The organism is Winogradskyella sp. SM1960 (genome assembly GCF_020179375.1).
GTDB lineage: Bacteria > Bacteroidota > Bacteroidia > Flavobacteriales > Flavobacteriaceae > Winogradskyella > Winogradskyella marina.
Genome location: NZ_JAICBG010000006.1, coordinates 162,468 through 184,542, shown reverse-complemented (window position 1 = coordinate 184,542; position 22,075 = coordinate 162,468). Strand labels below are relative to the sequence as shown.

10 protein-coding genes and 2 tRNA genes are annotated in these 22,075 nt (G+C 34.3%); 9 read left to right on the top strand and 3 right to left on the bottom strand.

Annotated features, from left to right (window positions below):
* Window positions 1–55: 55 nt before the first annotated feature.
* Both K1X16_RS14560 and K1X16_RS14555 read right to left on the bottom strand, forming a co-directional pair.
* Window positions 56–721: a class I SAM-dependent methyltransferase gene (locus K1X16_RS14560; RefSeq protein ID WP_225036932.1), complete on the bottom strand. Its 666-nt coding sequence runs from the start codon at window positions 719–721 to the stop codon at window positions 56–58.
* A gap of 125 nt (window positions 722–846) precedes the next feature.
* Window positions 847–1,389 (bottom strand): RNA methyltransferase, encoded by a 543-nt coding sequence (locus tag K1X16_RS14555; RefSeq protein WP_225036931.1) that lies wholly within the window; start codon window positions 1,387–1,389, stop codon window positions 847–849.
* 301 nt (window positions 1,390–1,690) lie between these two features.
* Here K1X16_RS14555 and mutS point away from each other — a divergent pair, with 301 nt between their 5' ends.
* The 3 genes from mutS (at window position 1,691) to K1X16_RS14540 (ending at window position 4,792) form a co-directional block, all read left to right on the top strand.
* On the top strand, window positions 1,691–4,303 hold the full coding sequence (gene mutS / locus K1X16_RS14550) for a DNA mismatch repair protein MutS (protein ID WP_225036930.1): 2,613 nt from the start codon (window positions 1,691–1,693) through the stop codon (window positions 4,301–4,303).
* Window positions 4,304–4,595: 292 nt separating this feature from the next.
* Window positions 4,596–4,667: transfer RNA gene (locus tag K1X16_RS14545), tRNA-Gly, on the top strand.
* 41 nt (window positions 4,668–4,708) lie between these two features.
* A tRNA-Leu gene (locus tag K1X16_RS14540) sits at window positions 4,709–4,792 on the top strand.
* Between the two features lie 252 nt (window positions 4,793–5,044).
* On the opposite strand, the gene K1X16_RS14535 is transcribed toward K1X16_RS14540, so the two are convergent.
* Entirely contained in the window at window positions 5,045–6,838 is a 1,794-nt protein-coding gene (locus K1X16_RS14535) for a cation:proton antiporter (RefSeq protein ID WP_225036929.1), read from the bottom strand.
* 262 nt (window positions 6,839–7,100) lie between these two features.
* On the opposite strand from K1X16_RS14535, the gene K1X16_RS14530 reads away from it, so the two are divergent.
* The 6 genes from K1X16_RS14530 to K1X16_RS14505 all read left to right on the top strand — a co-directional run bounded on the left by K1X16_RS14530 (window position 7,101) and on the right by K1X16_RS14505 (window position 22,066).
* Window positions 7,101–9,905 carry a triple tyrosine motif-containing protein gene (locus tag K1X16_RS14530; RefSeq protein WP_225036928.1) on the top strand — a complete coding sequence of 935 codons (2,805 nt, stop codon included), beginning with the start codon at window positions 7,101–7,103 and terminating at the stop codon, window positions 9,903–9,905.
* Between the two features lie 248 nt (window positions 9,906–10,153).
* Window positions 10,154–13,204 (top strand): SusC/RagA family TonB-linked outer membrane protein, encoded by a 3,051-nt coding sequence (locus K1X16_RS14525; protein ID WP_225036927.1) that lies wholly within the window; start codon window positions 10,154–10,156, stop codon window positions 13,202–13,204.
* Window positions 13,205–13,215: 11 nt separating this feature from the next.
* The gene (locus tag K1X16_RS14520) at window positions 13,216–14,691 is read left to right on the top strand and encodes a RagB/SusD family nutrient uptake outer membrane protein (RefSeq protein WP_225036926.1); all 1,476 of its coding nucleotides are present in this window, start codon (window positions 13,216–13,218) and stop codon (window positions 14,689–14,691) included.
* 11 nt (window positions 14,692–14,702) lie between these two features.
* Window positions 14,703–16,802 carry a hypothetical protein gene (locus K1X16_RS14515; protein WP_225036925.1) on the top strand — a complete coding sequence of 700 codons (2,100 nt, stop codon included), beginning with the start codon at window positions 14,703–14,705 and terminating at the stop codon, window positions 16,800–16,802.
* A gap of 13 nt (window positions 16,803–16,815) precedes the next feature.
* Window positions 16,816–18,426: a family 16 glycosylhydrolase gene (locus tag K1X16_RS14510; protein WP_225036924.1), complete on the top strand. Its 1,611-nt coding sequence runs from the start codon at window positions 16,816–16,818 to the stop codon at window positions 18,424–18,426.
* Between the two features lie 178 nt (window positions 18,427–18,604).
* Window positions 18,605–22,066 carry a hypothetical protein gene (locus K1X16_RS14505; protein ID WP_225036923.1) on the top strand — a complete coding sequence of 1,154 codons (3,462 nt, stop codon included), beginning with the start codon at window positions 18,605–18,607 and terminating at the stop codon, window positions 22,064–22,066.
* The last annotated feature ends 9 nt before the right edge of the window (window positions 22,067–22,075 follow it).

The window sequence follows — 22,075 nt, the reverse complement described above, 5'->3', positions numbered from 1 at the left end:
ACATTCGTATAATTTAGTGAAATTCCTGTCAAACATTCTCTGTGGATCTCTGTGTTTACTCAGTGAAACTTCGTGTAATAGTTTCCAAAAGCTTAGTCACAATAATCCCTTTTTCATCTTCAGGAACAATTTCACTTAAGGTTTTTACAGCTTTAACTTCTAAATTAAAAGGCGTTTCCAACACATTAACACCACTCTTTTTTTTAATTCTAATCCCTTGACCAGAAATAATGTCAATATTCGGTTTAAAATTCCCAACAGGTAAATGTTCCGTTAGAATCACATATTTATAATTCTTTAGTTTTCTAACAATTGTTTTAATTTCAATATTAGATAAATGTTGTAAAACCTGTCTTAAAATCACACAATCTGCTTTTGGTAAGTCATCTTCCACAATATCTAAAGAAAGGAACTCTAAATTGTCAGCTTTGAACATTTTTTTGTTGCGTTCAATCAGGTTCTCAACAATATCAATTGCCATATACCTTTTAGTGTATTTGGTCAATTGTTTACCTATATTAAAATCTCCACAACCCAAATCGCAAACCGTCAGAGAATTATTATGAGATTTTAAAAAAGTAATAACACTATTTAAATAAGGTTCAACAATCATAGCATTGTGAGAGCCAGATCCAGAGTAGAAGTCAAAGTCTTTTCCGCCCCAAAGATGCATGTCGTAAACTTGTTGCATGGCGTCTTTTGTTGGCCAAGGTTTTTTCATTGAATTCAAATTAAGATTTGTTCTTTTTGTCATTCCGAGCTTGCCGAGGAATCTCATTAAAAATATGTGAAAGTTAAAGTTGAGATTTCTCGGCAAGCTCGAAATGACATTCATTGGTCTAACGTCTAACGTCTAACGTCTAACGTCAATTTCGAAAACACATCCCAAACCACAACACCACAACTCACCGAAATATTTAATGAATGTTTAGTCCCAAATTGCGGAATTTCAATAACCACATCACTAGCATCAACTACATCTTGAGCCACACCTTTAACTTCATTACCAAAAACAAAGGCATATTTTTCATTCGGTTGCGGTTGAAAGTCGTTGAGCATGGTTGCGCTTTCCGCCTGTTCAATGGAACAAATAGTTATGTTTTTAGCCTTTAATTTTTTGACAATATCTAAAGTGTTTTCAGCATATTCCCAATCAACGGTTTCGGTACTTCCTAAAGCGGTTTTTCTAATATCGTTATGAGGCGGAGTTGCTGTAATTCCACAGAGATATATTTTTTCGATTAAAAAGGCATCACTCGTTCTAAACACAGAGCCAATATTATTTAGGCTTCTAATATTGTCTAAAACAATAATAATGGGCGATTTTTCAGCTTTTTTAAATTCTGAAACTTCTAATCTATCTAATTCTTCGTTTTTTAGTTTGCGCATGTTCATTGCTTAGGAGACCTTGCAGGTTTTTAAAACCTTGCAGGTCTAAAATGTTAATTTGTAAATAATTTTCACTCGTAAAATGTTCTCAAGTGTATTCGTTCTGTTTAGTGTGAAGTTTCTACTTAAAGTTCAATTTCAAAAAGACCTGCTAGGTTTTAAAAACCTGCTAGGTCGAGTAACGTTATCAACATCTGTAAATAACTTATAGTTCTACGGCTTCAATAACCCTCAAAATATAAGTAAATTTGTAATCTCGCTAATTATTGAGACAAAAATATAACTTAAAACCAGATTTCCATTGGCTAAAAAGGCAAAAAAAGTAACACCATTAATGAAGCAGTATAATGCCATCAAGGTTAAATATCCTGATGCCTTATTGTTGTTTCGTGTTGGCGATTTTTACGAAACTTTTGGTACCGATGCTGTAAAGGCCTCTAAAATTTTAGATATCATTCTTACCAAACGCGGAGCTGGAAGTGATAGCGAAACGGAGTTAGCTGGTTTTCCGCATCATTCCTTAAATACCTACTTGCCAAAACTGGTAAGGGCAGGTGAACGCGTTGCTATTTGCGACCAGTTAGAGGATCCAAAGCAAACTAAAACCATTGTAAAACGTGGTGTCACAGAATTGGTAACACCAGGAGTGGCTTTTAATGATGATATTCTACATTCAAAATCTAACAACTTTTTAGCGTCTGTTTATTTTGAAAAACAACGCATTGGAGTATCGTTTTTAGATATTTCAACTGGCGAATTTTTAACCTCTCAAGGGAATGCAGAGTATATTGATAAGTTGCTTCAGAATTTTAATCCGAGCGAGGTTTTAATTTCAAAACAAAGTCGAAAGGTGTTTTCGGAAACCTTCGGAAATGATTTTCATACCTTTTATTTGGAAGATTGGGTATTTCAAGCCGATTATGCGCATGAAACCTTAACCAAACATTTCAATACCAAAACGCTAAAAGGCTTCGGAATTGAAGATTTGTATGAAGGAATTATTGCTTCTGGTGTTGTATTGCATTATTTAGGGGAAACGCGTCATAATAAGTTGGAGCATATTGCAACAATTTCAAGAATTGCCACCGACGATTATGTGTGGATGGATAAATTCACGATTCGGAATTTAGAACTTTACAATTCCACCAATGCCAATGCTGTAACGTTGATTAATGTCATTGATAAAACCATTTCAGCAATGGGAGGACGAACGCTGAAACGTTGGTTAGCGCTACCTTTAAAGCATGCCGAAAAAATAAAACAACGTCACGAAGTCGTAAAATACCTATTGGAAAATGAATCGGTGCTTCAAAAGATTCAAGGGCAAATAAAACATATTGGAGATATAGAGCGTCTCATTTCAAAAATAGCCACGACTAAAGTGAGTCCGCGTGAAGTGATTCAGCTTAAAAACTCTTTGGAAGCCATTGTGCCTATAAAGTCAGTCGCTGAATCGTGCGAGAATGACGCTCTAAAAGTATTAGGCGATAATTTACATCGCTGTGATTTATTGCGTGAAAAAATAAAGGAAACCTTAAACGAAGAGGCGCCAGTTAATGTCTTAAAAGGACATACAATTGCCAATGGGTTTTCGGAAGAATTGGATGAACTACGTGGTTTATCACAATCTGGAAAAACCTATTTAGACAACATGCTAAAGCGCGAAAGTGAGCGTACAGGCATCACATCGTTAAAAATTGCGTCTAATAACGTTTTTGGTTATTATATTGAAGTTCGGAATTCACATAAAGATAAAGTTCCAGAAGAATGGATACGTAAGCAAACCTTGGTCAATGCAGAACGTTACATTACCGAAGAACTTAAAGAATACGAAGCTAAAATCCTAGGGGCAGAAGAGCGCATTTTAGTAATTGAACAACAATTATTTTCGGAATTAGTCACTTGGATGCATCAATTTATTGTGTCGGTACAACAAAATGCGCAACTGATTGGTCAACTAGATTGTTTATGTGGTTTTGCGAGTTTGGCAAAATCTAATAAATACGTGTATCCTCAGATTGATAATAGTTTCGATTTGGAAATCAAAGATGGTCGTCACCCTGTGATTGAACAGCAATTGCCAATTGGAGAGCCTTATATTGCTAACGATTTATTTTTAGACAGAGAATCGCAACAAATTATTATGATTACTGGTCCGAATATGTCTGGTAAATCGGCAATTCTGAGACAAACAGCCTTAATAGTATTGTTAGCACAAATTGGAAGTTTTGTGCCGGCTGAAGAAGCACGAATTGGCTTGGTCGATAAGATTTTTACGAGAGTAGGAGCAAGTGATAATATTTCGATGGGAGAATCGACCTTCATGGTGGAGATGAATGAAACAGCTTCAATTCTAAATAATATTTCAGACCGCAGTTTGGTGTTGTTAGATGAAATAGGAAGAGGAACCAGTACCTATGATGGGATTTCTATCGCTTGGGCCATTAGTGAATATTTGCACGAGCATCCATCAAAACCAAAAACATTGTTTGCAACGCATTATCATGAGTTGAATGAAATGACGGAGACCTTCAACCGGATTAAAAACTTTAACGTCGCTGTAAAAGAATTAAAGGACAATGTGCTTTTTGTAAGAAAACTAGTTGAAGGCGGAAGCGAACACAGTTTTGGTATTCATGTGGCTAAAATGGCTGGAATGCCACAGCAAGTCATTCGTCGTGCGAATAAAATTTTATCAAAATTAGAGAAATCACATTCTAGCGAAGAGTTAACAGATAAAGTAAAAAGCTTGAAAGATGATTTGCAATTAAGCTTTTTTAATCTCGATGATCCGCTTTTAGAAGATATTAAAGATGAAATTTTACACACAGACATTGATACATTAACTCCGGTTGAAGCCTTGATGAAACTCAATGAAATTAAGCGAATGTTGGTTAAGAAAAAGCAGGCTTAAAAAAAAATAGACCATTTTTCTGTTAGAAACAAGATTATAGACTAATTGCTCTTAATAGATAAAGTGAATTGGTTTGATTGTTCTTTTTGTTGTTTAATTGTTCAAAACGAGCAAAGTAGCTTAACTTTTGAAGCTTTAGAAATCTAATAATTATGACATCTTAAATGAATGTATTTTATTAGAATTGGACGCTAATTAAAATTTTTTAATTTATTTTCAAAAAAGGCTTTGCTTTTAAGATTAAAATTTTAAATTTGCATCCGCTTTTACAGCGAAAATGTTCATAAAAATTGCGAAAGTAGCTCAGGGGTAGAGCATCACCTTGCCAAGGTGGAGGTCGTGGGTTCAAATCCCATCTTTCGCTCGATATAATATACCAATTTTAGTTACTGTCCGTAACTAAATGCTGAAGTGGTGGAATTGGTAGACACGTTGGACTTAAAATCCAATGTCCCTTGGGACGTACGGGTTCAAGTCCCGTCTTCAGTACAGATGAAAAGCCGAAAACGAAAGTTTTCGGCTTTTTTGGTTTAAAAATTGGAGGTTAGCTCGCTTTCCGTCCTGTTTTTAATCAAAAAATACATTCCAAATTATTGGATTGGCTTTTCTAAAAATGTTGTAAAGGGGCTTGGCGAAGCCAATTCCTTATGCGTCTTTAAATGAAAAGTTAAAACGAATTACAGCTAAAAACACAAAAGCCTTTATCGAAAAATAAAGGCTTTTGTCATTTAGAAAAAATAATTACTCAATATAAATAATCTTTTCGTCCGCATCGATATGATCATCGTACCTAAATGGACGTTTTGTTCCTGTACTTTCTATAATAACCAATGGTAGTAAATCTTTGTCTTCACTGAACTGAGATTTAAGCCATTCTCGTGTTGATATTTTTTTACTGACAGAAACTTCAACTTCCTTATAGTTGGAATCCTGTACTTTTTGTATCCACGATTGAATATCGACCTTTCCAGAGAACAAAGTTGAAGCTGAAATCGAATTTAGGATATTTATACTGCCTCCTTCGCCACTGTGAGGTGATATTGCTACAAATTTTTCAGGAATAAATACAGTGTCATTAATAAGCTGTGATGCCAACATATTAATTTCATTATTGACCGTTAAGGCTATAAATGTTCGGAAATCTTTGGCAACCGCTTCATTCAACGTAGATTCCTCTAAAATATTACCATGAACATAATCAAAGCCTTTACTTTTTGCGTTTTCACAATTGGTTTTGTTAGCATCTATAAAAACCACTTTGTTGTCGTCAGCCAAGTGTTTTCCTAATAACAATGCCAATGGATTGGCGCTTAAAAATAGGTATCCTTTTCTCGAGAATTGTTTTACCAATTCTCCTCGTTTTTTTAACCAATTTGTAGACCAGGTTAATAGTACTGGTACAGAAAGTGTGGTTATAATGGCCATAAAAACAAGTATGGAGAATATTTCTTGAGTGATTATACCTTTTTGTAAACCAATACCAGCAATAACAATTTCTACAGCACCACGACCATTCATTCCTGTTCCAACCGCAAAGCCCTCTCTCCAGCCATTTCCGCTTGGTAAATAGAATAAAATTGTACCAACTATTTTTCCAACAAAGGCGACACCTACTATTAATAGCAAAAGCATTAAGTCTGTTTTAAAAACATCTAAGGTGACGTGAAAACCTGCTGTTACGAAGAATATAGGGGCCATAAATCCTATAGAAACGTCGTGAAAAACACGCGTAATGTCTTTAGTTATTTTTTCATGAAAAACACCATCTTTTATAAAAACACCTGCAATAAAGGCTCCTAAAATACCATGAAGTCCTACGAGTTCCGCCAATTCTGAAAGCCCAAAAACGATGAGAAGTAATAATGTAAAATAAGTGGTTCTGTTATCTATGTTTCGACTAGCCATCCATTTGCCAATTCTCGGAAGCACATAAAGCCCGAAACCTGTAGAAAATGCAAAAAACAATATTATTTTACCAGCTATAATTAGTATCTCAGACATGTTTACAGCACCAGCATCAATAAAACTGGAGAGTCCGGCAAAAATAATTAGAGCTAAAGTGTCCGAAATTAACGCACCTGCCATTAAAACATAGGCAATTCGTGTGTCTAATAAATCGAGATCAACTAAAATACGACTTTTTGTAGCTAAAGACGTTACTCCAACTGCAATACCTACAAAGAGTCCTGCCATTGTTGTACCACCAGAAAACGTAACCACAAAATAACCTAAAGCAAATGGAACCACAAAACCTCCAACCGCAGCAAGTAGTCCTGCCCATGAAGCTTTACCTAAGTCTTTAAAGTTTATTTCCATACCAATGTATGCCATTAGTAAGATAACACCAGCTTCAGATATAATGTGTAACGTACTAGATAATTCTACTAGACCGAGTAGAGACGGACCGATTATGACACCTATCAATAATTCTCCTAAAATAGCTGGATATCCAATACGTTTAATTAACGCACCAGCACCCCAAGCCGAGAGTAGTACAATGAATAAATTTAAAATGTCGAATCCAACTTCCTCCATAGTGTTGTTTGTTTATTGTGATATGTGTAATTTCCTAAATATCGGATTTTTTTTTTAGAATGTATCATCAACATACGTATTTTAGGATTGTTATAACGTTAAATTAAAGCTTTGTAACCGATCAAATTTAACTATACATATTTATAAATTACCACTACACATAGTGCTAAAATCGTTTATTTGCTTATATTTAGAGCCTTAACACAATTGAATTTTGTGTTTATTCTTTAAATCGATTCATCTTCTATAGATTTTAACTTAAATGAAATTAATTAAAAGTATTCTCTACGTTTTAATGGTTGTTTTTACTATAGCAACTGATGCTCAGGAGATTCCTCCTATTCAAATTTTTACACCTCAAGACTATGGTGCCGAAGATCAAAATTGGGCAATAGATCAGTCTTTAGATAACTATATTTATGTTACTAATAATAAAGGTTTATTAGAATATAATGGGGCGTCATGGACGCTTTATAATGCTCCGAATTCTGGAATTTTAAGATCAGTTAGAATTGTTGGTGATAAGATTTATACAGGAGGTTACATGGATTTTGGTTTTTGGACCAAAAACGAGCAAGGTAGGTTAGTATACTCCTCTTTAGTTAAACATAAAGATCTCTCGATTAAAGTAGAAGAAGATTTTTGGGGAATTATTAATATTGAAGGTTATGTTTTGTTTCAGTCTTTTGAGAAGATCTATATATACAATATCGCTGAAGACAGTTTTGATATTATACATTCTGATTCACGAATTAATAAAATGTTTAATGTAAATGGATCTATTTATTTTCAAAAAACTGATTTAGGTATTTATAGGATAGAAAATGGTGAACAAACATTAGTATCTTCTTCAGAAATAATTAAACGTAAAGAGGTAGTTAATATTTTTAAGTCTAATTCTGGATTATTGTTTTTAACTAAAGAAGATGGTTTTTTTGATTTAACGAATGGAGAAATACATCCGTGGAATCAAGATTTAAATAATTTATTAAAAGGGTTTAGTATTTATAGTAGTGCTAGATTAAATGACGAAAGTTTTGTTTTAGGTACAATTGCTAATGGCATGTTACATGTCAATAAAAATGGTAAGTTACTACTGCAAATTAATCAATCCTATGGATTAAGTAATAATACCGTTTTGTCTTTAATGGATGATAGTTTTGGGAATATTTGGCTTGGATTAGATAATGGTATTAATGTTGTTAATTTAAATTCACCTTATAAAGTTTACACGGATAAACAAGGTGTTTTAGGCACAGTGTATGCGTCTGCAAAAACGGATAACTATTTATATTTAGGTACTAACCAGGGGTTATTCTATAAGTTAATTGATACAAATGATCAGTTTAAGTTTATTGAAGGTACAAAAGGTCAGGTTTGGAGCTTGGCAATTGTGCAAAGTACATTGTTTTGTGGTCATGATAAAGGAACATTTATCATTAATGGCACTCAAGCAAAAAAAATATCCAGTGAAATTGGAACGTGGGGAGTAAAAGAAGTTAAGGGGTTTCCTAATCTTTTAGTTCAAGGTAATTACAAAGGTTTAAATGTTTTAGAACGTGTAGATGATGCCTGGAGGTATAGAAATAAAATTGAAGGTTTTAATACATCTTCAAGATATTTTGAGTTTGTTAATTCAAATGAATTGCTGGTAAATCATGAACATAAAGGTGTTTTTAAAATAAAGGTTGATGCAGATTTTCGTAAGGTTATAGACTATAGTAAATTGCCAATTAGTAAGGGTGACAAGTCGAGCATAGCAACATATAATAATAGAATACTCTATAATTATGAAGAAGGTGTTTTTGGTTATGATAGTACATCCGAAACATTTGTAAAGGATACAGTCCTAAGTAAATTACTTAGTGGCGAAAATTATTTTTCAGGTAAACTTTTAAGCGATAGTAATGGGAAAAAGCTTTGGGGCTTTTCTAAAGATGCTATTATTTATGTTGAGCCAGGGAAATTATCTAGCGAGCCACTAGTTAACTTAGTGCCTATTTCTAGTGAGGTACGTAAAAGTAAAACGGCATTTGAAAATATCCATGACTTGTCTAACAACAATTATTTAATTGGTACAACTGAAGGCTATCTAATCATTGACCTAAATAAATTAGAGCTTAAAGCATTAGATATCAATTTAAATAGGGTTGGATTTGGTAAACACCCAGACGAACTCTTTCCATCAGATTTAGTGAAGCCAGAACTGTTTTCTAATAAAAATAATAATATTAAGTTTCAATATAGTGTAACTAATTTTAGCAAGTTCGCCACAACGAGCTACCAGTATAGGTTAATAGGGTTATATGATAATTGGAGTAACTGGTCTTTAAGTTCAGAAGTTGTGTTTAAAAATTTAACCCATGGTGATTACACCTTTGAAGCTAGAGCAAGGTCAAATGGTATGATGTCTAATAATGTGTTATCTTATAGTTTTACTATAGAAAAACCATGGTACATTAAACCTTTAGCTATAGTGTCTTATTTTATTTTCGCTATACTTTTTATTTATATTCTGTACTACTTCAATAGAAAGCATTATAAAAAGCAACAACAAAAGCTTATTGCTAATAAGGAAAGAGAATTAAAATTAGAGCAATTAGAAAACCAGCGTCAGTTAATTCAGATCAAAAACAAAAACTTACAACAAAATATAGATAATAAGAGTAGAGAGCTTGGAATGGCAACAATGAATTTGGTAAAGCGAAATGAGTTACTTAATAATATTAAGAGTGAACTATCCAAAAGTAAATCACTTAACGATGTTAATAAAGTCGTAAAACGCATAAACTCAAGTATAAATGATACTAATGATTGGGAGCTGTTTGAGGAAGCCTTTAATAATGTGGATAAAGATTTTATGAAAAAGATTAAGGCAATTCACCCTTCTATTACTCCAAATGATTTAAGATTATGTGCGTATTTAAGACTAAACTTGTCTTCAAAAGAAATAGCTCCACTTTTTAATATTTCTCATAAAAGTGTGGAAGTGAAGCGTTATCGTCTTCGTAAAAAAATGGGCTTAGACCACGAACAGAGCTTATCTAATTATATAATTGAACTATAGCGCCTATACAGCGACAATTTTCAACTATACATTACCTATACAAGTCTGGTTTTTGGGACTTTATTAACTAATTATAAGTGATTTGTTAAGTTAAAGTTAATTCCGAGAATTCCGTAATTTAAAGGGTTAAGCAATGCTGTTTTGGTAATTTTTAATCGCATTTATTGCACTGTATGTTTTTTGTATAGCCTGTTTTTGGTAAATCAAGATTTTTATTTTCTAATATTACGTTATCTAATAAACTAATTATGAAAATAAACTTTTTAACGCTCATTTCTTTCTTGTTTACAATGGCAGTATTTGGGCAAAATGTAGATGTTACTGGAACGGTTACTGAAGCTTCTTCAGGGCAACCGTTACCAGGTGTTAATGTAGTCCTTAAAAACACATCTAAAGGAGCTTCAACAAATTTTGATGGCGAGTTTACGTTATTAGACGTGCCATTAAATTCTGTAGTCGTTATTTCCTATTTAGGTTTTTTAACGCAAGAGATTACTATTGTTAATAGTGAACCTTTAAATGTTGTTCTAGTAGAAGATACGGAATCTCTTGATGAGGTGGTCGTTATTGGTTACGGAACACAAAAGAAACGAGATGTTACAGGAGCAGTATCTATTGTAGATTCAAAAACATTAGATGAACTTAAGCCTGTTAAAGTAGAACAAGCACTTCAAGGTACGGTATCTGGTGTGAATGTAACATCACAATCAGGTGCGCCTGGTGCAGGACTAGATATTAGGATTCGTGGTATTTCTACTAACGGTACTAATGGTCCTTTAGTCATTATTGATGGGTATCAAGGTGATTTGGGTATTGTAAATCCTAACGACATTGAATCAATAACAGTACTTAAAGATGCCCAAGCAGCTATCTATGGTACAATTGGTGCAAATGGTGTTGTTTTAATTACAACAAAGAGTGGTAAAAAAGGTGGTAAAACTCAAGTTTCAATCAATAGTTATACAGGTTTTCAAGAGGCAACACGTCACTTATCATTATTGAATGCTACTGAGTATGCTTTAATATTGAATGAAAGCTATGCAAATGGTGGTCAAGCATTACCTTTCCCTAATGTTTCTGGATTAGGGCAGGGCACAGACTGGCAAGAAGAAGTTTTAAACAAGTCGGTGCCATTAATGAATCACGATTTTAGTATTTCAGGGGGCTCAGAGAAGATAGCCTATTCTATTAGTGGATCTCACCTGTATCAGCAAGGTATCGTCGGACCTAAAAAGTCTGATTTTAGAAGAAATACGGCGAGAGCTTCTATTAGCGGAGACATTTCAGATAAACTTAAATTTAATACGAATATTACATATACGTATTTAGATAGAGATTCTGTAAACGACTTTGGTTTAGGTTCGGTGTTGTTTAATGCCTTAAATATTCCGGCAACGTATTCTACACATGATACCAATGGAGATTTTACTTTAATTCCAAGCAGTCCTGGATTAGGAATTGAAATTATTAATCCATTGGCACAAATAGAGAACACTTATAATGATTATGATTTAAAGAAATTAAATGGTACAGCATCTCTAGAATACCAAATGCTAAATAATTTAAACGTCACTGGTAGAATTGGTTTTAATACCGCTAACAGTGAAAGTAAATCATTTGCTAAAATGGTAGACTACGGAGGTAAAGTATTTGATGTAGGGCGAAGTAGAGTAGATCAAAATGCCATAAATGACAATGATTACTCATTAGATATATTTGCGACCTATCAAAACACATTCTCTGATAAGCACAATGTTACTTTTACAGGAGGTACAACTATCTTTAAAACATTTGGAAATGGTTTATTTGCTACAGGATATGATGTGCCAAATAACTCATGGAGCTTTGCAGATATTGCATTAGCTCAAGGAACTGGTGGAGATGGAGTAAGAGATGTAGGTTCTTATGCTTATGATGAAAGACGCTTGTCTTTCTTTACAAGATTGCAATACGATTTTAAAGGAAAGTACTTATTCTCTGCAATGTTACGTAGAGATTCATCAACTAAATTTGGTCCAGATAATAGAGTGGCTTATTTTCCATCAGCAACGGCTGGTTGGGTAATTTCAGATGAAGATTTCTTTGGCGACTCAAGTATATTTAGTTTTATGAAACTTAGAGCGAGTTACGGTATTTTAGGAAACGATCAAATTCCTAACAATGGCTACGTAGGTCAATTAAGTGGAGAAGCGACTTACCTTTTTGATGATGTATTAACAAATGGTAGAGCAATTGGACAATTACCAAACTCAGAATTACAATGGGAGGAAGCTAAAAAGTTTGATGTTGGTTTAGATTTTAGGCTATTAAATAATAAAATAGACATTACAACAGATTACTTTATAAACAAACGTGATAATTTATTAATTACTAACATCCCTGTTTCTGGTATCACTGGTGTATTTGGACCTGGTGGAGGATCACCGACAGTAAATGCTGGTGGAGTTGAAAATAGAGGATTTGAATTTGCAATTAATTATAGAGAAAACTTCTCAGATGATTTTAGAGTTTCCGCGAGCTACAATGTTACTACATTACAAAATGAAGTAACTGAAGTAAATAACAGTACAGGTTTCTTAGAAGCTGGTAATTTTAGTGTTGGTCAGCCTGTGATTTCAAGAATGGAAGTGGGGCAACCAATAGGCTACTTTTATGGTTATAAAACAGATGGTATTTTTCAAAACCAAGATGAGGTTAATGCACATCCTTCACAATTAGATTTAGGGGCAGAAGCATCACCAGGTGATATTAGATACGTAGATATTAATAACGATGGTGAAATTACAATAGATGATAGAACAAATCTGGGTGATCCAATTCCAGATGTTACAATGGGACTTAACCTAACATTAAACTACAAAGACTTTGATTTTACTGCATATGCATTTGCCTCTATAGGAAATGACATGGTAAGAAACTACGAAAGAACAGTAACTGATGTTAATAGATTAAATTATGTATTAGATAGATGGACAGGTGAAGGTACAAGTAATACAGTGCCAAGAGTCACTACTGCAGCGACAACAAACAGATTGTTTTCAGACTTTTTTGTTGAGGATGCATCTTACTTAAGAATACAAAATGTTCAAATAGGTTACTCAATTCCTCTAAATACAATTGAAAAAATAGGTCTTAGTAAAATGAGAATATATTTTGGTGTTAACAACCTTTACACATTTACAAAATATAAAGGTTTTGATCCAGGAGCTAGTAGTGGAGCACCGATAGGAGGAGGTATTGATTATGGTTTCTACCCAATACCAAGAACTTATTTATGTGGAGTAAACCTTAATTTTTAAAAAAAGAGAAAATGAAAAAAAATAGAATAACACAACTTATAGCTATCGTTATGGTAGTCTTTGCAATTCAATCTTGTTCTGACGAATTTATAGATAGAAATCCAGTGTACTCAATCGATTCCGAAAATTACTTTAACTCGGAAGACGATTATTACAAAGCATTAATTGCAGCGTATGACTTGTTACAAACCACTTATGTTAATGCGTTGTTAGGTGAAATAGCCTCAGATAATACTCTAAGTGGAGGTGGAGACGCGACAGATGTTATTGGTTATCAGCAAATCGATGATATGATCCATACTCCTGTGAATAGCAACCTTAGAGATATATGGAATTGGATGTTTGCAGGTGTAAATCGTGCAAACTATTTGTTAGAATTTCAAGATAGAACTGATTTTGAGGGAAAAGAGGTAATTATAGCAGAAGCAAAATTTTTAAGAGCTTATTATAATTTCGAATTAGTAAAGTGGTTTGGAGGTATTCCTTTGAAAGTAGACCAGCGTTTCGCTTTGGGTGATGAAAAAGTTACCCCAAGATCTTCACCTGAAGAGGTGTATGCATTAATTGAATCTGATTTGCAATTTGCAATTGATAATTTATCCTATGCAGCACCTCAAGTAGGACGAGCAACAAAAGGATCAGCTCAGGCTTTATTAGGAAAGGCGTATTTATATCAAGATAAATTTACAGAAGCAGCTTCTGTTTTAGATAACTTAATTAGCAACGGACCTTATGATTTAGTCGAAGATTACGATTCAATTTTTGAACATGCAGGTGAAAACAATATAGAATCGGTATTTGAAGTACAATATACAGATATTGAAGGTGCTAGTTTTGATTGTATGCAATGTAGTGAAGGAAATATTGCTGTTGGATTTAGTGGTATTAGAAATTATAATGGACCTTTATTTTCATCAGGCTTTAGTTTTAACGTACCAACGCAAGATGCTGTAGATGCATTTGAAGCTGGAGATTTAAGAAAAGATGTTGCCATTTTAGATATTGAAAATTGGGCTGCTTTAACCGGAGCTACTTATGGTACAGGTTATAAACATACAGGGTATTTTAATAGAAAATATTTGCCTAGAAAACGAGGTGAAGATGCTGCAGGTGATTTAAACTTAACGAACCCAAACAATTATAGAGCTATTAGATTTGCTGACGTATTATTAATGGCTGCCGAAGCTTTTAATAGAGGTGGTATTAATGATGGAAAAGCACAACTTTATTTAAATAGAGTAAGAAATAGAGCTTTTGGAAACACTGATAATGAGATTAACTCTACAGGTTCAGCATTGACTGAAGCTATTTTCCATGAAAGAAGAGTTGAGTTAGTTGGTGAAGGACATCGCTTTTTTGACTTGGTAAGAACAGGAAGGGGTTCTGAAATAGATGGATTTACGGAAGGTAAGCACGAATTATTCCCTATACCTCTTGAGGAAATTCAATTTGCTAATGGAAATTGGGATCAAAACCCTGAATATTAAAAAATAAAAGCATGAAAATATTAAAACACACATTAAGATTATGTCTTTTAGTAATGGTTTTTTATGGCTGTACTGAAGATGACGCAAGCACTAGTTTTGTCGATGAATTTAAAGCTCCTACAAACATTTCAGCGAATGTGGTGGTAACACAAGACAATACAGGCTTGGTAACTATTACACCACTAGGTGAAGGTGTTTCAAGTTTTGAAATTAACTTTGGTGACGGTTCAGAAGTTTCAGAAGGAATAGAGCCTGGTTACGGAATTAATCATACCTATGAAGAAGGGACTTACGAAGCTTCTATAATTGGGTATGGTTTAAATGGAGCTTCTGCAACTGCTTTACAGACCATTGATGTCTCTTTTCAAGCACCAGAAAATTTAGAGGTTACTATTGAAAATGATGCGGCACTTTCTAAAACAGTAAACGTAACAGCCACAGCTGACTCGGCAATTTTTTATGAAGTAACGTTTGGTGAGGATGATTCAGCAGATCCGATTTCAGCTAATATTGGAGAAACAGTATCATATACTTATCAAGACGTTGGGACGTATACCATTACAGTTGTCGCCATGGGTGCCGCAATTGAAACGACAAGTTACACTGAGGAGTTCGAAGTAACAGCAATATTGCAGCCATTAAATTCTGCACCAGCACAACCTGCAAGGGCAGAAAGTGATGTTATTTCTATATTTAGTGCTGCTTACAATGATGTAGAAGGTTCTGACTATTTCCCAGATTGGGGACAAGGTGGTTGTTGTGGTAGTGGATGGGCACTGTTTAATTTAAACGGTGACGATATGTTACAGTATTCAAACCTAAGTTATCAAGGTAATCAGTTTGCAGATCCAATAGATGTGTCTCAAATGGAATACATTCATTTAGATATATGGACTGCTGATGTTTTACAATCTGTAGATGTATTTTTAATCAGTGCAACCGAATCTAACGGTGAACGCGCTGTAACCGTGGATTTAACACCAAACGAATGGACAAGTGTTTCTATTCCAATTTCAGAATTTACGGATCAAGATGGCTTTGATGTGACTGATATTCATCAATTAAAATATGAAGGAACGCCGTCTAGTGAGGGCACAGCATTTATTGACAATATTTATTTTTATAGAGCAGCTACCCAACAATTATCAATTGCTGGAACGTGGAGAGTTGCAGCAGAAGATGGTTCATTTGCAGTAGGACCTGCTGTTGGTGATACAAGCTGGTATTCTTGTGAAGGTGAATGCGTGGCAGCAAGAGCCTGTTATTTTGATGATGCTTACGTATTTGGTGCCGATGGATCATTTACAAATATTTTAGGGTCAGAATCATGGATTGAGCCATGGCAAGGAGGTGAAGATAATTGTGGTGCACCAGTAGCACCTCATGACGGAAGTGGGTCTGCTACATATACATTCGATTCAGAATCAGGAGCCTTAACTCTGAATGGTGTAGGAGCTTTTATTGGCTTACCAAAAGCTAACAATCAAGGAGAGTTACCAAATGTAGCTGTCCCAGAATCAATTACGTATACAGCGACACTTTCTGACAATAACAATACAATGAATGTGTACATAGAAGCTGGTGAAGGAGTCTTTTGGCAGTTTAAGTTAGTAAAAGATGGTGTTCAAGACTCTCCAATTATTGGAACTTGGCAAATGGCTGCAGAAGCTGGATCATTAGCTGTTGGGCCACATGTTGGTGACACAAGCTGGTATTCTTGTGATGATGGCTGTGTAGTAGATAGAGCTTGTTACTTTGATGATACTTATGTGTTTGGAGCTGACGGTTCTTTTGCAAATGTTTTAGGAGCCGAAACATGGATAGAACCATGGCAAGGTGGTGATGATACTTGTGGCGCACCTGTGGCACCACATGACGGATCTATACCTGCAACATACTCTTATGATATAGGTTCTGGTACACTGACCATTATGGGTGAAGGTTCTTATATTGGATTACCAAAAGCAACTAATCAAGGGGAACTGCCAGATGTAGATGTTCCTGGTTCTATAACTTACACAGCTACATTGTCAGATAATAACAACACGATGCACGTAAATGTTGAGACAGGTACAGGTGTGTTTTGGCAGTATAAGCTAGTTAAAAATTAAAAAAAATAAGATTATGAAAAATATAAAGTATACCTTAATAAGTTGTCTTGCTGTTTTATTTGTCGTTTTAGGCTGTGAAGAGGAAGATGCAGTTTTCGGAGATGTAATTGCACCTAGTAACCTAGTTGTAACTGCCGATGTTGTAGGACAAGATGCTTCAAATCCAAATGGAGATGGAAGTGGAGTTGTAACGCTATCGGCATCTGCAGACAATGCAATTAGCTATAAGTTTATCTATAATGGAACAGAGTCAAGTGCGCCTTCAGGAACAGTTGATGCCTTATTTACAAATCTTGGAGTTAACACTTACGTTGTAAATGTTATTGCATATGGTACAGGTGGAGTTTCTACAACAACATCAATAACTGTAGATGTATTAGCAACCTATACACCACCACAAGAATTAGTGGATAAATTAATTGGAGACGGTACAAAAGTTTGGAGATTAAAATCTGAAACACCTGGCCATTTTGGCTTAGGTCCAGTTGGAGGAGGAGTAGTTTCTGAGTGGTATGGTGCAGGACCTCAAGAAAAAGTTGGAGTTGGTATGTACGATGACCGATTTATCTTTGGTAACGATGGTACATTCACACACATTACAAATATTAACAATGAAGATGCTTCAGGTACAATATTTGGACGTGGAGGATTAGTGAGTGAAATTGGACAAGGCGGAACACCAAACGGTGATGATGTTGAAAATGTTCCATATAATGATTATACAGAGAGTTTTGTAATAATTGCACCAGGTGGAGTTGAAACTATAAACTTAGGAGGTTTAGGGTTTATTTCTTATTACACAGGCAGTCATAGTTATGAAATTTTTGACAGATCAGTTCCTAATGAAATAATATTAAAAACAACAGATGCTAATAATGATTTTGACTGGTGGTTTATATTAACCTCAGAAGATGAATCTAGTGGCGGAGAGTTTAATTCTGTTTTTAATGATTTAGTTTGGTCTGATGAGTTTGATGTAGATGGTGCTCCTGATGCTGCAAACTGGACTTACGATCTTGGCGCAGGTGGTTGGGGAAATCAAGAATCTCAAACATATACATCTAATGAAGAAAATGTGATTGTAGAGGATGGTTTCTTAAAAATTACAGCCAAAGCTAACGGTAATAGCTATACATCTGCAAGAATAAAGTCAGAAGGTTTGTACGATTTCACATACGGAAGAGCTGAAATTAGAGCAAAATTACCAAGTACTGTTGGTACTTGGCCAGCAATTTGGATGCTTGGCTCTGATTATCAAACAAACACTTGGCCTGCATGTGGTGAAATTGATATTATGGAGCAAAAAGGACAGGATAAAAATACAGTTCTATCAACTGTTCATCATCCTGCTGTATCTCCAGGTGCTGGTGATTCTGCAAGTACGCAATTAACAACATCAACCACAGAGTTTCATCTTTATTCGGTAGAGTGGACTGCCCAATCAATTACATTCTTAGTAGATAATGAAGTTTTTCATACTATAGAGAACTCTGCGAATTTACCATTTCATAGTGACTTCTTCTTTATTCTAAACGTGGCAATGGGAGGAACTTTAGGAGGAACAATAGATCCAAATTTCACAGAAGATAGCATGGAAGTTGATTATGTAAGAGTATATCAATAAGCCAAGAGCTAAGAGATTTTAAATAGAATTTAATAGCAATCTAATATTGTATATCATAAAAGGTTGAGCTGTACTGTTCAGCCTTTTTTATCCCATCAAATACATTTCGAAAAGTGTTTCTTAGAAGAATAATCTTATTTTTTTAATAGCGCTTCATATTGAAAGAATATAATTACCAATGACAAAAAAACCCGTATACATAGGAAATAATAGAGCTTCAAACGATGAATTTGAAGTTAAAGGAGAACTCGTTTCGCTTCATAATGAAGACTATTATAAAATCTCTAACAGTGATAAGATGAGACCGTTTTTTATGAGTCTTGTTAGTAATTCTAATCACTGGATGTTTATTTCAAGTAATGGAGCATTAACTGCAGGAAGAAAGGACTCTAATAATGCATTGTTCCCCTATTATACCGATGATAAGATCACAGAATCTTTAGAAACTACTGGTAGTAAAACCATAGTTCAGGTTCATAAAGACGATAAAACATTTTTATGGGAACCGTTTTCTAACCGATACCAAGATGTCTATGCAACAAAACGAAATCTTTACAAAAACAGCTATGGAAATAAATTGCTTTTTGAAGAAATAAATGATGATTTAAACTTAACGTTTAGATACGAGTGGAATACAAGTGATCAATTCGGGTTTGTAAGAAAGGCTAATATTATCAACAATTCAAACGAAAATGTTGAGGTAACCATTTTAGATGGTATTCAAAATATTTTGCCTTATGGCTTAACGTCGGTATTTCAAAATGTCACGAGTAATTTAATCGATGCCTATAAGAAGTGCGAATTAGAAACAGATTCAGGGATTGGTATTTTTGCCTTAAGCGCCATTATTGTAGATAAAGCAGAACCGAGTGAAGCTTTAAAAGCGAACACAGTTTGGTTTTCAGGATTAGAAAATCCAACGCATTTAATATCCTCCTTACAGTTAAATGAGTTTAGGAATGGTAAAGCTATTTCACAAGAAAAAGATATAAGAGCGGAAAAAGGGGCTTACTTTATTTGCAAGGATTTAAGCTTAGAGCCAAACGCAGAAAACAACTGGATGTTTGTGGCGGACGTCAACCAAACGATTAGTGCGATAAATAATATTTCAGAAAAAATAAAAGGACATACGAATCTTGAAGACCTTGTACAGCAAGATATCGATGCTGGTACAAAACATCTTTTAGAATTGGTAGGAGCTTCCGACGGTATTCAATTAGGTAACGATCAATTAAGAAATACAAGACATTTCGCCAATACGCTTTTCAACATTATGAGAGGTGGAATTTTTGATGATGATTACAAAATTGAAAAAGAAGACTTTCTAAAATACATGGCCAAGGCTAATGTAAAAGTGTCTAAAAGTAAAGAAGCTATTTTAACTAGTTTACCTGAGCTTTTTACGGTAGATGAGATTAAAAACATTGCAGATCAAGATGATGATAGCAATTTTAAACGCTTATGTTACGAATATTTACCACTTAAATTTAGTAGAAGACATGGAGATCCAAGTCGACCTTGGAACAAGTTTTCTATCAACACACGTAGTGAAGTAGATGGTTCTAAAATTTTAGATTACGAAGGTAATTGGAGAGATATTTTCCAAAACTGGGAAACATTAGCGCATTCGTATCCTGCTTTTATGGAAGGTATGATTCATAAGTTTTTTAACGCCACTACCTTCGAAGGTTACAATCCTTACCGCGTAACAAAAGATGGGTTCGATTGGGAAGCCATAGAGGAAGATGATCCATGGTCTTACATTGGATATTGGGGAGATCATCAAATTATCTATTTATTAAAGTTCTTAGAGTTTATTGAGAACCATTATCCTAATAAATTATCTAAGAGTTTTACCCAAGATGTGTTTGTTTACGCCAATGTGCCTTACAAGATTAAGAGTTATCAAGACACTTTAAAAAATCCTAAAGACACCATTGATTTTGATCACGAATTACACAATAAAATCAATCTTGTAAAAGAAAGATTAGGTGCAGATGGCGCTTTATTAAGAGATGAAAATTACTTCATCCATAAAGTTAATTTGATCGAAAAATTATTAGCAACCGTTCTCGCAAAGGTGTCTAACTTCATTCCAGAAGGGGGAATTTGGTTAAACACACAACGTCCTGAATGGAACGATGCTAACAACGCTTTAGTTGGTAATGGAGTTTCAATGGTAACATTATATTACCTCAGACGTTTTATCAATTTCTTTGAAGGTATCGTAGAGAATGCTACTGATGCAGAATACAACCTATCAATAGAATTAAAAACCTTCTTTGAAGGTGTGGTGTCAACATTAAATGACAATGAAAGTGTACTGTCTGGTAAAGTTTCAGATTCAGAACGAAAAACCATTTTAGATGGCTTGGGTTCTGCAGGAAGTGATTACAGGTTAAACATATACGAAGCCGGATTTACAAGTGATAAGGCATCCATTTCAAAAGCCGATTTACTTGCGTTTTTTAAAGTGCTAAAACACTATTTAGACCATACGATTAAAGCAAATAAACGCGCAGATAACTTGTATCATGCCTATAACTTAATGACGGTAGAAAACGACAAGGAAGTGTCTGTTTCTTATTTGCCAGAAATGTTAGAAGGTCAAGTTGCTGTGTTAAGTTCGGGTTATTTAGAGCCAAAAGAAGCGTTGAGTTTATTAGATGCCTTAAAAGCAAGTGCACTTTTTAGAGCAGATCAATACAGCTATATTTTATATCCTAATAAAGAATTAGCGCGTTTTGTAGATAAGAACAACATTCCATCTAAAGCTGTAGAAAAATCAAAGTTATTGAAGCAATTAATTGCCGATAATAACACGCAGATTATTGAAAAAGATACCACAGGTCAATATCATTTTAACGGTAATTTTAATAATGCAGACAGTTTAAAAGCTGCATTAAAAGACTTGCCAGAAGGACAATATGACGATTTAGTTGAAGCGGAAAAACCATTATTGTTAGCCATTTTTGAAGAGCTATTCGATCATAAATCATTTACAGGTCGTTCAGGTACATTTTATGGTTACGAAGGTTTAGGATCAATTTATTGGCACATGGTGTCTAAATTATTATTAGCAGTTCAAGAAAACTGTTTATTGGCGGTAAACACTAACGAAAGTGAAGAAACTATCGGCAGATTATTAGAGCATTATTACGAGATTAACGAAGGAATTGGTGCTCATAAATCACCAGAATTATATGGAGCGTTTCCAACAGATCCTTATTCGCACACACCAGGAGGAAAAGGTGCACAACAACCAGGAATGACAGGTCAGGTAAAAGAAGATGTCTTATGTCGTTTTGGAGAATTAGGAGTTTTTGTTGAAGACGGAAAACTATATTTTAATCCAAGACTTTTAAGAAACGAAGAATTTTTAAGGACCTCAAAAGAATTCCACTATACAAGTATTAATAAAGAGCAAAAAACAATTCAACTGAATGAAAACTCACTTTGTTTTACCTATTGCCAAGTGCCAATTATTTATAAGCTTGAAAATGAAACTAAAATAGAAGTTGTAAAAACTGATGGTTCTGTTTTAAAGTTTAAAGATTTAAAACTCGATACAACAACAAGTAACGACATTTTTAATCGCACAGGAGAGGTCAATCAAATTATAGTGTCGGTAAATAGGTAGAAAAACAGT

Coding starts and splice junctions, on each gene's coding strand:
- K1X16_RS14535 (WP_225036929.1), bottom strand. CDS start 6,838: ATGGAGGAAGTTGGATTCGACATTTTAAATTTATTCATTGTACTACTC.
- K1X16_RS14510 (WP_225036924.1), top strand. CDS start 16,816: ATGAAAAATATAAAGTATACCTTAATAAGTTGTCTTGCTGTTTTATTT.
- K1X16_RS14505 (WP_225036923.1), top strand. CDS start 18,605: ATGACAAAAAAACCCGTATACATAGGAAATAATAGAGCTTCAAACGAT.
- K1X16_RS14520 (WP_225036926.1), top strand. CDS start 13,216: ATGAAAAAAAATAGAATAACACAACTTATAGCTATCGTTATGGTAGTC.
- K1X16_RS14560 (WP_225036932.1), bottom strand. CDS start 721: ATGAAAAAACCTTGGCCAACAAAAGACGCCATGCAACAAGTTTACGAC.
- K1X16_RS14525 (WP_225036927.1), top strand. CDS start 10,154: ATGAAAATAAACTTTTTAACGCTCATTTCTTTCTTGTTTACAATGGCA.
- K1X16_RS14555 (WP_225036931.1), bottom strand. CDS start 1,389: ATGCGCAAACTAAAAAACGAAGAATTAGATAGATTAGAAGTTTCAGAA.
- K1X16_RS14530 (WP_225036928.1), top strand. CDS start 7,101: ATGAAATTAATTAAAAGTATTCTCTACGTTTTAATGGTTGTTTTTACT.
- K1X16_RS14515 (WP_225036925.1), top strand. CDS start 14,703: ATGAAAATATTAAAACACACATTAAGATTATGTCTTTTAGTAATGGTT.